We start from the raw sequence: 12,308 nt of genomic DNA, 5'->3' as shown, positions 1-12,308 counted from the left end.
AAATTCATTCCGTCCGAAACGCGTTTTTCGAACTATACTAGGAAATTATTAAATATGGATACTTTTATATAATTTTATTCTCATTTTCTGAAATTCTAATCTTCCGATCGGGGTTCGTTCTTTGAAAACCGGAAGTGAATCGAATCGTAATATTCCGGGAAAGATTATAACCCGAGTTTTCTTTCCGCGCGGAAATTTTAGGAGAATTTCCCAAAAAAGACGCAGAATTGTCTCAATTGGTTTTTCCTTTTTGAGCCGTTCCGCTCGCTTGAAAGATCGATCTCTTTCGTTTCGTCGAAAGAAAATGTTTTTCCGAGTTGATTCTTCTCTTTGTTTTCTATTTCTGTTATTCTTCCCGGGTTGTACATAAAGAAAGAGCCGTGTTCGGAAATTCATTTCTGCTTGAAATTCGAAAAATAAGAAATAAAAAAATGACAAGGTTGTAAACGTATGAGGCTTAAATATTTTCTTCTATCCTTATTCTGTTTGTTCTTCTGTTTCGGAACCTCCCTGATCGCCGCGGACATCGTCCGTTTAAAGAACGGTCTGATCTATCGAGGTAAGGTGGTTCTCGAAGACGACGAAAAGGTTCTTCTTGCGGAGAACGACGATTTTATACGCTACATCAACAAGGAAAACGTGGTCAGCGTTACCTACGAAAAACCTCAGGATAAAAACAAAAATTCTTTAGTGAGTTCTTCGGATAAGGACAAGGATAAATCTTCTGCGAAAGAACCTCCTCCGCATACCAACCCTTATGCGGGAATCGCGACGCCGATCGAAAGGGAACCGCCTCACGCTTCTTCGCAAGGAAACGACACGACTATCGACGTGACTCACGAGATCGTCACGGACTTTATTTGGCGGGGTCTTAGTTTTTCCGGCGAGATGGCCAATCGTCGTAGAAACGACAGTTATCCTTCGACCACGTTCGTACCTTCGTATCAACCAACAATCGATATCAATACACCTTTGAAAGGGTTTAAGATTCAGTTCTGGGGAAATTTTCAGCTAACGGAAAGAAACGATAAGGATAACGACGGACGTTTTCAATTGTTTCCGGGCGGTCCGGGACCTTCTTATCCGGGTCAGGGAAATCCTTTCACGGCTCCGAATCCGGATCTTCTCAATCAAAGTTGTGTTTACGATACTCAGAACAACGTGATGGGCGGGAACTACGCGACAGGACCTACCTGCGGAGGTCTTACTCCCACCGCACATAAGGAACAGAACGGTATGAAACGAGCGGACGGTTTATTCTACGCTTTTTATTATACGTTCGAAAAGACGAGTTGGGGAAAGTTCACCGTAGGGACTTGGTTCTACAATACGTTTAACAAAAACCCGGCGTATATCTCGACTCCATTAGGAGGTTATAATTCTCTCGCGGCTCAGGGAGTCACGAGTTCGAACAACACTTCGAATCAGATCACAAGACTCGCTTGGCAGGAATATTACATCTTTTGGCAACTTCCGTTTCTTTCTTATTTAACTCCTACGATTTCGTTTTATACTCAGATGAGTCAGGAGAATGCGGGGCTTGCGGCGGGTAAGAATTATCTTTCCCTTTACATGAGTCACGAATATTTCGCGGAGAAGTTTTTTAGAATCACTCCCGCGGTCAACATCGGTTATGAAATGTCGAACAATATCGTGGACAACCGTTACGGGATTCAGGACATCACGAGTAGTTTGACATTCTATTTCGGTAAATTCTTCATCAAAGGAAACCACGTATATCGCCCCAATCTGTATATGTATGATACGGATAACTACTATGGAGCGACCGGAGGTTACGTTAACCGAAATACAAAGGACGGTTTGATCGTGGATCCTCATAAGGTCAACGGTCCGGTGAACCAATATCTATTGGATCAGATCGCGAACAGTCCTTTGATTCCGGACGCGGGCGACGGATCGTTGAGACAGGCCCTTCGAGAATCGTATTTATTGCAGAAAATTCCGGCTCATTTATTCTGGTTCAGCGTCGGTTTTTCTCACAGTTTCTAATATAAAAACAAAAAGAACATAGGAAGATTCATGAGCATCAGGTTTCGAATTTCGTTATATCTCGCACTCGTACTTTTGGCGGGAAGTCTTGCGATCACCACCATGAATGCCATCACGACTTACTTTAAGTTATCGCAGGATATCAAGGATTCTTCGTCGATGGTCGCGTCTCGTTACGCATTCGAAATTCAGGACTTTTTCGATCGCGCACTCGGGGGGCTACGAGGGCTTGAGTTTCAACTTTCTCACGCAAGACCGACTCGAGAAGAAACGATCGAAACACTGAAGGACCTCGCGAAAACCGATCCGCATTATTTCGGAGCCTGGTCCGTTTTCGAAGCCGGTAAGTTCGATTCCAAGGATTCTCAATACGTCAACAAACAAGGGTATGACGGAACGGGAAGATTCATTCCTTACTTAAACAAGGCTGGGGGTGCGGATAAACCTCTGATCTTAGAACCGGTCATCTATTATGAAAACCAGGATGCAAGCGGATACTTTTACAACATTCCGAGAAAAACCGGAATCGATTTTATAGCGGATCCGTTTGCATATCCGGTTTCCGGAAAAGAAATTCTCATGATCTCCGTCGTTAAGCCCGTGAGAAGAAACGGAGAAGTCGCGGGTGTTGTTGGAATGGACATCACGATGGAGAATATGCAGGAGATGCTCGCTCCGATTCGTCCGTATCAGGGCGAAGGTTATCTGAGTTTGATTTCTCCCGGAGGTTTTTACGCCGCGAACGGACAAAAACCCGAACTCGTAGGAAAGGAAATTCAAGATCCTGCATGGAAAAAACAAATTCTGGAAGGAAGTCAGAAGAAGGACATTCAGATCTACGAAAGAGACGGCTCCACACATTTCTTTTATTCCTTTTTTCTCGGAAGTTACGATAAGAAATGGATCTTGGAAGTCAGCGTACCAGACAGCATCTTCTGGAAGAATTTATCCAAGATCATCATGGAAACGATCGCTTCTTCCCTGTTTACGATGATCATCATCGTAATCGTATTAAATCTAATATTCCAAAAATTGATTACGAATGGAATTAACACGGCCATTTCTTTTTCGGAGGAGATTTCCTCCGGAAATCTGATCGTCGAAAATAAATACGAACGTTCGGACGAGGTGGGTAAGTTACTCCTTTCTTTGGATCATATGAAGAATAATATCAAGAGAATCATTCTCGAGATCAAAGGTTCTTCCGAATCTCTGAATTCCACTTCCGATCAGATGGCCGAATCCTCGAAAAGTTTTTATGATGTTGCACAGGAACAGGCTTCCGCTTCGGAAGAATCTTCCGCGGCGATCGAAGAATTGGCGGCCTCGGCGGAGAACGTGGGCAAGTCCATGGACAGAGCCATTTCTCACATGAAGGACATCGACGGGAACGTGGTTCTTTTGAAGGAACAGATCGCAAGAATCAACGAAGAGATGAAGTCTCTCGCTTCTCTCGCCGGAGAATCGCAACAACAGGCGACCACGGGCGAAAGTTCCATGAATCAATCCACGAAGGCGATGGATGAGATCGGTGACAGCGCGTCTCGGATCAACGAAATTCTTTCCATCATCACCGATATTTCCGAAAAGACCAACTTACTCGCGTTAAACGCCGCGATCGAAGCCGCTCGGGCCGGAGAGGCCGGTAAAGGTTTTGCGGTTGTCGCGGAAGAAATTTCCAAACTCGCTTCCCAAACGTCCAACAGTGTTCAAGAGATCAGTCAACTCGTGGAATCCACGAACCGAGCCGTGATGAACGGAACGAGCAAGGTGAAGGAAGCGTCCGGAATTCTCGCGAAACTAAGAAGTTCGGTAGATATGTTCGGCGTTTCGGCAAAGAACGTTTTGGATTCGGTCAACACTCAGGAAAAAAATACGGAGAAGATTCACCAGAGCGCGAGTTCTTTGATGAGTTTCAGTCTTCAGATCGAGGAAGCGGTCCAAGAGCAAAAACGCGCATCGGATGAAATCACAAAAACGATCGTGAGTATTTCGGAAGGAACTCAGGAGATCGCGAGCGGCGCGGACGATCTTACCGGTTTTTCAAAGAATATGCATACTCAGTCCGAGGGTCTTCTTCGTTTGATCAATAAGTTTAAGATATAGTGAGCCCCTATTGAACGACCCGTAGGGAGTGAGATTGAGTTGAGGAAGCGTTCTGCTGAGTTCAACGCGAAGGCCTATTGAAGTGAGAATCTTGTCGTAGTTCCGACAATCTTGCAGTGGAACAAAGGCGCCCCCACCCTGAATTGGGTGGAGGAGGTGGGCCTTGTGGGAAAAATCCGACAAACTTCCTATATCAGAAAATCATACTATTTGCAAATACATTTCCGAACCGTGATTCTGTCGGAATTCCGACAAATCCGGATTTCTAAAAAGTTTGACCCGCGTCGTTCAGCGTTCCAGCTCCGCAAACAAACGATCTAAGAATTCCCTTTGTTTTTTACATCGTTCTTCCTGGATTCCGTTCTTCATTTGAAAGACTACTTTTTCGCCTTCCAAAACTTCGAGATTCCAAACCTTCTTTTGCAACACCGTATGGACATAGGACACGAAAGAATCCGCAAAAAAATCGTCTCCGTTCGCGGCCGAATACAAAGTCGGGAAAGAAGTTTTTTCCAAAGGAGGGTAGATGTTTTTCCAATTCGAAGCAAGATCGATCGGTCTGGAAGAATAGAATTTCAATTTCTTACGCGTCGGAAAATCGGAATCGAAAACGGAATCGTTTTCGGTTTCCCAGATTTCATTCGAAAATTTGAATGTACTAAAGTTCCTGTTTTTTTCACGGAAGTCCGGAACGATCTTTTTTGAAACGCTCAAAACGTGACCGAATTCGTGTAACAGAATGTATTCGATCGCGGTTTCGATCGTATCGTTTTGATCCGGTTCGATTCTCACTCGAACTTGCACCGTACCCGGAGCGAATGGAGAATTCTCCTTTTTACTGATCCAGGCGTTCGCTTTTTGAGTGAGCATCCCGGTGTCCAAAAAGATGATTCCACCGAGCGCGTTCCCGTTTTCATAAACGAAACTGCTGAGTCCGGTTCCGCCTAAATTCTTACAAAGAACCACTCGAAAAAGAGAACGATCGAGTAAACGATTTACGGAGGATGGAAGAGAATTCCTAACGGAGCGTAGGCGATTCTTCCAAGGATCCAAGTCGGTTTCAGCCACGGGAGAATCTTGGAAGCCGTCGATCCGATTCATTTCTTTCACGAAATCCAGTTCTTCGGAATCGAGGGAGGTCGCCCGAGTTTCCCAAGTTCCGGAGATGGAATAACGTTTTGCTTGAGTGATGGGATGATCGGTAAAGAGCCGATAATACGGATTATTTCCCATTAGAGTTTGAGAAGGTTTGCAAAAATTGAGTCCCAAAAGCACGGATACGATCCATAACGTTCGGAAATGTTTTTCCAAGACACAGACGGGCAATAATTGCATGGAAAGATTTTTCCAGATTCGGGAAAAAAAGTAAACTCCAATCCGATTTGTTTCGATTTTTAAAAAAAAGGGTTCTTCAAACGGAATGGTTTGCGCTAATCCGGGAGCCTCGTAAACTTGGACGACAAAATTCCCAGGTGGGAAATTCAGAAACGAAGATGTTCTATTTCCTTTTGCCTGCGCTCTTGATAATCGGTCCTCTTTATTCCATGGAAACCAATCCTTGGAGTCTTTCCATCAATGAAAGAATCATCAACCGAAAACATGTATCTCATATCGTGATCGAAACCAGAGCGGATCATACGAGAGTTACTCTTTTGTTAAACGAACGCTATCCTTATAATTATAAATCCAGATCCGGTTCCTTTTTTATACGAGTACACGACGAAAAAGAAGCCTTGGAAATTTCCGAAAAACTGGATCGGTATTTGGAGTCGGGTTGGAATCTAAAAATTTATCTTTCCGGATCGGAAATCACTCGGTATGACCTGGATAAAACAATTCAGTAAACTCAAATCGGGCTTCTTAAATCCCTTTACGTTTTTTGAAAGGGAATTCAATTACAGCGACGCCGAAGCATGGAAGGATCAGACGAGAATCGATCAGTCCTTTATACGACTTGCGTTTCTTCTTCACTTTACGATGTATCCGACTCTCGCGATTCCCGAAGTCAGAAATTCGGAAAGGGGAGTTCTTTATTTGGGAATCATCTTTCTCATCAACGTGATGAGTTTGGTTCTTTCCTTCCAGGAAAAATTCTTATCCTGGGTGATTCAAATCTCGAACATCGTGATCATCTTTTTGATGATGAATCTTTTTCACGAATCCTTTTACCGTTTTCAGGATTTGGAAAGTCTTCAGATCTATAACAATTACTTTTTGCTAATATCATTGATCGTAATATTCCAGATGTTCCGTTTGAAAAAAGGCTCCTGTTTTTTGACCGGGATGATCGCGATCTGTCTTCATATCTTTTTTGTTTCGATCAAAAGGGCGGAACTCGGTCTCGACGATTTCCCGAGAATTCTTTTCGTGCCGGACGTAGTCTACGGACTTTGTATCGTCATCGGAACTTCTTCCGTGATTATCGTAAAACGACTGATTTCGATTTCTTCCGAACTCGATCTTGAATACAAATACATCCAACAGGATCTCACCGTAGCCAAACAGGTTCAGGAGAATCTTTTTCCCGGAAGACTGAGCATCAAAGGAATTCGATACGAGGTGATGAGAATCACTCCGAATCATATCGGCGGAGATTTTTTCGACTTCGTTCAACTCCGGGAAGGAAACACGGGAATCTTTCTGACGGACATCGCGGGGCACGGAATCGCGTCCGCGCTTGTGGCTTCCATGGTGAAGATCATGGTTTCTACGATGCCGTATATTTTAAAAGTACATCCTTCCCGTTTGATGGATTACATAGACGATTCTTTGCAGAAACAATTCCAATCGTATCACGCTTCGGCGATTTATATGTTTTTGGATTTTATTTCCAAAGAAGTTACGTTTTCCAACGCCGGTCATCCGTATTTGATTCACGGTTCTTTTACGAAAGAATTTCACGAGGTCGAAACGGAAGGAGCCATTCTCGGTTTCGGAATCAAAAAGCCGATTGCGGAACAGGTGAAATTTCCTCTTGTGGAACAGGATCGATTCTTCTTATACACGGACGGTTTGATAGAAAACAAGAATAAGGAAGGAAAACTTCTTGGAACGGAAGGCCTCCTTGAAATATTGAATGAGAATCGATTCGAAAAGGATCTCGGCGTATTTAAGGCGAACGTACAAAAGGCCGTGGAAAACTTTTTCGGAGACGTAGCACTGGAGGACGACACTCTCTTTCTCATCGTGGAAGTGGAGTAAATTAGAAATGAGTGAAAAAATAATCAACGTAACCAAAGAAGGTCAGATCGCAATTCTTACCATTCAAAGACCATCCGCTCTCAACGCTCTCAATCGCGAAGTTCTGACCGCCATCGGACAGGAAGTGGAAGCGCTTGAAAAAGACAATAACATCAGAGTATTGATCGTAACCGGAGAAGGAAAGGCATTCGTAGCCGGCGCGGACATCGCGGAGATGAAGGACTTAAACATAGCGCAAGGGGAAGAATTCTCCAAACTCGGAAACGGTGTATTCCAAAAATTGCATCAATCCAGAATCGTTTCGATCGCGGCCATCAACGGATTCTCCCTTGGCGGAGGTTTGGAACTTGCACTCGCTTGTGATATCAGAGTCGGTTCCGAAAAAGCGAAACTCGGTCTTCCCGAAGTTTCTTTGGGACTCATTCCGGGTTTCGGCGGAACACAAAGACTTGCAAGACTGATCGGTTATGCAAGAGCGATCGAACTCGTCGTGACCGGCGATATGATCACCGCGGAAGAAGGTTATAGAATCGGAATTCTAAACAAGCTCGTAAAAGAAGGCGAGGATCTATTAGCTTTTTCTAAAACGATTGCGAACTCGATTTTGAAAAAAGGTCCGCAGGCGATCGAAAGAGTGAAGAAGACGATTCAACAAGGTTTGGACGTTTCTTTACAACAGGGGATTTCGATCGAAGAAAAAGCGTTCGGCGCTTGTTTCGACGGCGGTCAATCCAAGGAAGGAATGGGCGCGTTTCTCGAAAAAAGACCCGCGCAGTTTTAATCAACGCGCGGATCGAACGTTTTGTAGGAGTTCCTACGATTTTTTAGAAAAATACGGAGCGCCCCCACCCTGAATTGGGTGGTGGAGGCGGGCCTTGTGGGAATTTTCGGAGATTTTTCTAATATCAGAAAATTATACTTTTTGCAAGTGTAATTTTTTAGCGTTATCGTAGGAGTTCCTACTTCATTCGAAAGAAATAAAATTCTATGCAATCATTGAAACGAAAAACTTTAACTTTCCTCTTATTCTTCCTTGTCCTTGCGATTTCGCATAATGTATCCGCGCGCGATCTCGAAAAAATCACGATCTACGTGGACGAACATCCTTTGATCGTGGAGGTCGTGAATACACAAGCGGATCGCGCCAAGGGTTTGATGTTTCGTAAAAATCTCGGCGAAAACGAGGGAATGTTGTTCGTTTTTTCCGCGCCGGAATACTTGAGTTTTTGGATGAAGAATACTTGGATTCCTCTCAGCATCGCCTACTTCAATCGGGATCGAAGAATCACGGATATCCACGACATGAAACCGAATCAAACAACCGAGTTGTATCATTCCAGTGAAAAGGCTTTGTATGCTTTGGAAGTGAACCAGGGTTGGTTTGCAAAAAGGAAGATCGGAAAATACGGAACGTTAAAAATTCCGGATCGAATCAAAGCGGGGGAGTAATCGAAGTAATCAGGGAAACATTCCCCGATTACTTTTTTTATGTTTCGAATCGGATTCGATTCTTAAATTTTAAAGAGATTCGGAAGAAAGTTTTTCTTCCAAGTCGCTTAACGTTTTCGTATCGACAACTTTCGTAGACTTGAGTTTTCCTTGTTCGGCCATTTTCAAAATCGTTTTCGATCCGACTGTTTCTGAGGTCACAACGATCTCTTCCAACTTTCCATTCTTCTCAACGAAGAATTTACCGGGCTCGGAACGAAGAGCGGAAAGAGTTTGTACGCTTCCGTCTTTTTCAGCGGTGATATCGAGTCTTTTTCCGAAGTCGGTATAAACCAGAGTCAGTTTCTCTCCCTTTTCTTCGAAAGTTTTTGCGAACTTGCCGTTTTCATCATATTCGTTGTAACCGACCGGGTTGCTTCCGGACCAGAACTCGATCAGGTTGAAAAGAATTAAGTCGAAAAAGAAACCCACTGCGTAAAGAATGCTGAAAGGAAAATACATTACAAGAGTCTTGATGAATTTCGCAAACAATCCGCTACCGATATTGAAGCTCTCGTTCACATCGTAAACTTTTTTGGTGATTGCGAATTTACCGAAACAATTCGCGAAGGAAGCGAGAAAGAACATCGGGACGAGAATTGCTACGATAGACTTACGAAACTTGGTTAGTTGCATGAAAGGACAACTCCTTTGTCAGATTTTTTGAGAATTGAATCCCTTCCCGAAAATTATGCAAGATTTTTCTTTTTTCAAAACGGAAATTCGACTTGGAGCAAGGCCTAAGGACAGGTCATAATTCCTTGACCGAAACCGCGTTCGGAAAAATATAGAGGGAACATCGGGAGCGGAAGGTTGCTTTTTCCTACTTTAGAATTTTTCGTATTTTTTATCTTCGTATTCCTGGTTTACTGGTATGTGATTCCGTATTTTTTAGGAAAAGATACGAAGGCTCTTACCGCTTCGCATTTTTTTCTTCTCGTCGTTAGTTACTATTTCTACATGAGTTGGGATTGGAGATTCGGCGGTCTCATCCTTCTTTCCACCGTGATCGATTTCGTCCTCGCGGCTAAAATTCATTCTTCCCAAGATCAAAGAAACAGATTCATTCTGATCACGGTCAGTTTAGTTTTGAACCTCGTATTCATTCTCGGTTTTTTCAAATATTATAATTTCTTTGCGGACTCGATCAATCTCTTCCTCGGAAACTTCGGAGTCAAAAACGCGCTTCCGATTCTGCACATCATTCTCCCCGTGGGAATTTCCTTTTATACGTTTCAATCTTTGAGTTATACGATCGACGTCTATCGCGGACAGATTCTCCCCGAGAAAAGTTTTTTACGATTCGCTTTGTTCGTTTCTTTTTTTCCACAACTCGTCGCCGGTCCGATCGTAACCGCAAGAACCTTTTTGCATCAGATGAACACAACGAAAAATCTGACCGACATTCAGTTCAGAATCGCGCTCCGTTATTTCATCATGGGTTATATCAAGAAGGTTGTGCTTTCGGATAACGTGGCTCCTATCACCGAAAAAATTTACGCACATCCCGAGAGTTTCGGAACCGCCGCTATTTGGCTGGCCGCGACTTTGTTTATGATTCAGATCTATTGCGACTTCAGCGGTTATACGGATATGGCCTATGGGTCCGCTCTTCTTTTAGGATACGAACTTCCCGAAAACTTTCGGATGCCGTTTATCGGAAGAAGTATCACCGAATACTGGAGAAGATGGCATATCACTCTTTCCACTTGGCTTCGCGATTACGTTTATATCTCTCTCGGAGGAAACCGAGCGGGAGTGTTTCGACATCGATTCAATCTTTGGTTTACTATGTTTGTCGCCGGTTTTTGGCACGGCGCGGCTTGGACCTTTATCATCTGGGGGACCTGTCAAGGAACTCTCTTACTCATCGAATCGATGTATAAGAGTTATAAGGAAAAACACTTTCCGAACTTCAGACTTCTTCCCGAAAAGATCGGAGTTCCGATTCAGATCATTCTTACGAACTTGATCGGAATTTCGGTCGGCACATGGTTCAGAGCCGAGTCCATCGAGAAAGAATGGATCATGTTGAAAAAGATGTTCGTATATACCGAAGGCGGCTTACGTCCTTATATGTTGAAGACCGGAATCCCGGTGATTCTCTGCGTGATCATCGCACAGTGGCTCGGTTATCAGATCTTTGAAAAAAAGAAAGAATGGAACCCGCCGGTCTGGCTCGAGTTTGCTTGTTATCCGATCATCGCGGTTATTCTCGCTCTTTTAACTCCGGACTTAGAACTGCCGTTTATCTATTTTCAATTTTGATTGTGGAGAATTCTCGACTAACAAAACCGCTACGAACCTCGTTCCTTTCTCTGCGGTTTTTTGTTTTGTAATCGGAGTTCTAATAAGTTTACGTTATCCTAGGTTACAGACCTTCTAAGCGCCGTTAACTTCCGATAAAATCCTTCTCGACAAACCGTCATTCCGTTGTAACCCTGATCTGGATATGTCCGGCAACCCAGATCAACAGCCAAGAAGTCATAGATACTATCCGGGTAGTTACGCCGACTATATCATTCAAATCGAATTCGGTTTGATCACACTTCACGCAAAACTCGGAAACATTTCCGAAACCGGAATCTGTCTTATCTTAAACGGGCAGGACTTGGACGTAACCGAACCGGTACACGGTTCGGTAATCGAAAAGAAATCGGGGAAACGTCTCGAGTTCGAAGGAGATATCGTCTGGGCCGGACCGGAAACAATCGATCACAAAGAGAGATTCGTCTACGGATTGCGGTATCGAATGCCCATGGTTTTGACGGAAACCCTGGTTTTGATCAATCTTTCTCTCCAAGATCCCTGATCGTATCTCTTCGGTCCCAAGTTTCCGGATTGCCATATCCGCTTCCTTCAGGATCTTTGAATCAGGATTCATCTTCTACAAGCATGGAACAAAAACAAATCATTCCTAAGAAACCCACTTTAAGAGAAATCGAAATCGGTCTTCTCAAAAAGATCAAGGAAGGGGACGACGAGGCTTATATCCAACTCGTAAATCCTTTTCGAGAAAGGCTCTATCGCAAAGCCATCTCCATGGTCAAGGACGGAGACGACGCGGAGGACATCGTACAAGACGCGTTGATCTCCGGATACAGATCCATTCGAAACTTTCGCGCCGAGTCCGGTGTTTATACCTGGCTTTATCGTATCGTGGTCAACAAATCCAAGGACTTGTTAGCGAAACGGAAACGAGCTAAAGAGAATTCCATGGACGATAAGGAATACCAGGTAACGGACGATCGCGTCGGATTCGAAAAAAAAATTGAACTTAGTGATGAGTCCAACTATCTAATTACCAAAATCAACGAGTTGGAAGATCTCTACAAAGAGGTGATCGAACTCAGATACTTCGAAGAAATGTCCTACGCACAGATCGCCGAAGTTCTGGGAACCAACGTGGGAACCGTAAAGAGCAGGCTCTTTAAGGCGAAGGAATTTCTCAAACATTTGATTTTGCAAGATGGTAAGGGTGAAGGATACTTTAGGTAAGAAAG

11 protein-coding genes are annotated in these 12,308 nt (G+C 43.7%); 9 read left to right on the top strand and 2 right to left on the bottom strand.

From position 1 onward, the window contains the following. Window positions 1-450: 450 nt before the first annotated feature. Together CH367_RS19975 and CH367_RS19970 are read left to right on the top strand one after the other, a co-directional pair. Entirely contained in the window at window positions 451-2,010 is a 1,560-nt protein-coding gene (locus CH367_RS19975; protein WP_100764271.1) for an LA_0442/LA_0875 N-terminal domain-containing protein, read from the top strand. 30 nt (window positions 2,011-2,040) lie between these two features. Next, window positions 2,041-4,116, top strand: a complete 2,076-nt coding sequence (locus tag CH367_RS19970; RefSeq protein WP_100764270.1) for a methyl-accepting chemotaxis protein — start codon at window positions 2,041-2,043, stop codon at window positions 4,114-4,116. A 288-nt stretch (window positions 4,117-4,404) separates the two neighbouring features. On the opposite strand, the gene CH367_RS19965 is transcribed toward CH367_RS19970, so the two are convergent. Continuing rightward, on the bottom strand, window positions 4,405-5,451 hold the full coding sequence (locus tag CH367_RS19965; protein ID WP_100764269.1) for a hypothetical protein: 1,047 nt from the start codon (window positions 5,449-5,451) through the stop codon (window positions 4,405-4,407). Window positions 5,452-5,609: 158 nt separating this feature from the next. Between CH367_RS19965 and CH367_RS19960 the strand changes: the two genes are divergently transcribed. The 4 genes from CH367_RS19960 to CH367_RS19945 all read left to right on the top strand — a co-directional run bounded on the left by CH367_RS19960 (window position 5,610) and on the right by CH367_RS19945 (window position 8,766). Then, the gene (locus CH367_RS19960) at window positions 5,610-5,960 is read left to right on the top strand and encodes a hypothetical protein (protein WP_100764268.1); all 351 of its coding nucleotides are present in this window, start codon (window positions 5,610-5,612) and stop codon (window positions 5,958-5,960) included. Next, window positions 5,935-7,317: a PP2C family protein-serine/threonine phosphatase gene (locus CH367_RS19955; protein ID WP_100764267.1), complete on the top strand. Its 1,383-nt coding sequence runs from the start codon at window positions 5,935-5,937 to the stop codon at window positions 7,315-7,317. Before CH367_RS19960 ends, CH367_RS19955 begins: the two co-directional genes overlap by 26 nt. A 7-nt stretch (window positions 7,318-7,324) precedes the next feature. Then, on the top strand, window positions 7,325-8,098 hold the full coding sequence (locus tag CH367_RS19950) for an enoyl-CoA hydratase/isomerase family protein (protein WP_100764266.1): 774 nt from the start codon (window positions 7,325-7,327) through the stop codon (window positions 8,096-8,098). 206 nt (window positions 8,099-8,304) lie between these two features. After that, window positions 8,305-8,766 (top strand): DUF192 domain-containing protein, encoded by a 462-nt coding sequence (locus CH367_RS19945; RefSeq protein ID WP_100764265.1) that lies wholly within the window; start codon window positions 8,305-8,307, stop codon window positions 8,764-8,766. 69 nt (window positions 8,767-8,835) lie between these two features. On the opposite strand, the gene CH367_RS19940 is transcribed toward CH367_RS19945, so the two are convergent. Then, window positions 8,836-9,441 carry a DUF3332 domain-containing protein gene (locus tag CH367_RS19940; RefSeq protein WP_100764264.1) on the bottom strand — a complete coding sequence of 202 codons (606 nt, stop codon included), beginning with the start codon at window positions 9,439-9,441 and terminating at the stop codon, window positions 8,836-8,838. Window positions 9,442-9,618: 177 nt separating this feature from the next. On the opposite strand from CH367_RS19940, the gene CH367_RS19935 reads away from it, so the two are divergent. The 3 genes from CH367_RS19935 to CH367_RS19925 all read left to right on the top strand — a co-directional run bounded on the left by CH367_RS19935 (window position 9,619) and on the right by CH367_RS19925 (window position 12,303). After that, a complete protein-coding gene (locus CH367_RS19935) occupies window positions 9,619-11,073 on the top strand; it encodes an MBOAT family O-acyltransferase (RefSeq protein ID WP_100764263.1) in 1,455 nt (484 codons plus the stop codon). Between the two features lie 184 nt (window positions 11,074-11,257). Further along, entirely contained in the window at window positions 11,258-11,617 is a 360-nt protein-coding gene (locus tag CH367_RS19930) for a PilZ domain-containing protein (RefSeq protein ID WP_100764262.1), read from the top strand. An 83-nt stretch (window positions 11,618-11,700) separates the two neighbouring features. Continuing rightward, complete coding sequence (locus CH367_RS19925; RefSeq protein ID WP_100764261.1) at window positions 11,701-12,303, top strand: RNA polymerase sigma factor; 603 nt, start codon at window positions 11,701-11,703, stop codon at window positions 12,301-12,303. The last annotated feature ends 5 nt before the right edge of the window (window positions 12,304-12,308 follow it).

The sequence above is a fragment of the Leptospira barantonii genome, from assembly GCF_002811925.1.
GTDB lineage: Bacteria > Spirochaetota > Leptospiria > Leptospirales > Leptospiraceae > Leptospira > Leptospira barantonii.
The sequence above is the reverse complement of the archived record's forward strand: the minus strand, read 5'-3'. Positions and strand labels throughout refer to the sequence as shown.

What these genes read in the sequence shown, in the direction of transcription:
- CH367_RS19975 (WP_100764271.1), top strand. Translation starts at nt 451, where the DNA reads ATGAGGCTTAAATATTTTCTTCTATCCTTATTCTGTTTGTTCTTCTGT.
- CH367_RS19970 (WP_100764270.1), top strand. Translation starts at nt 2,041, where the DNA reads ATGAGCATCAGGTTTCGAATTTCGTTATATCTCGCACTCGTACTTTTG.
- CH367_RS19965 (WP_100764269.1), bottom strand. Translation starts at nt 5,451, where the DNA reads ATGCAATTATTGCCCGTCTGTGTCTTGGAAAAACATTTCCGAACGTTA.
- CH367_RS19960 (WP_100764268.1), top strand. Translation starts at nt 5,610, where the DNA reads ATGTTCTATTTCCTTTTGCCTGCGCTCTTGATAATCGGTCCTCTTTAT.
- CH367_RS19955 (WP_100764267.1), top strand. Translation starts at nt 5,935, where the DNA reads ATGACCTGGATAAAACAATTCAGTAAACTCAAATCGGGCTTCTTAAAT.
- CH367_RS19950 (WP_100764266.1), top strand. Translation starts at nt 7,325, where the DNA reads ATGAGTGAAAAAATAATCAACGTAACCAAAGAAGGTCAGATCGCAATT.
- CH367_RS19945 (WP_100764265.1), top strand. Translation starts at nt 8,305, where the DNA reads ATGCAATCATTGAAACGAAAAACTTTAACTTTCCTCTTATTCTTCCTT.
- CH367_RS19940 (WP_100764264.1), bottom strand. Translation starts at nt 9,441, where the DNA reads ATGCAACTAACCAAGTTTCGTAAGTCTATCGTAGCAATTCTCGTCCCG.
- CH367_RS19930 (WP_100764262.1), top strand. Translation starts at nt 11,258, where the DNA reads ATGTCCGGCAACCCAGATCAACAGCCAAGAAGTCATAGATACTATCCG.
- CH367_RS19925 (WP_100764261.1), top strand. Translation starts at nt 11,701, where the DNA reads ATGGAACAAAAACAAATCATTCCTAAGAAACCCACTTTAAGAGAAATC.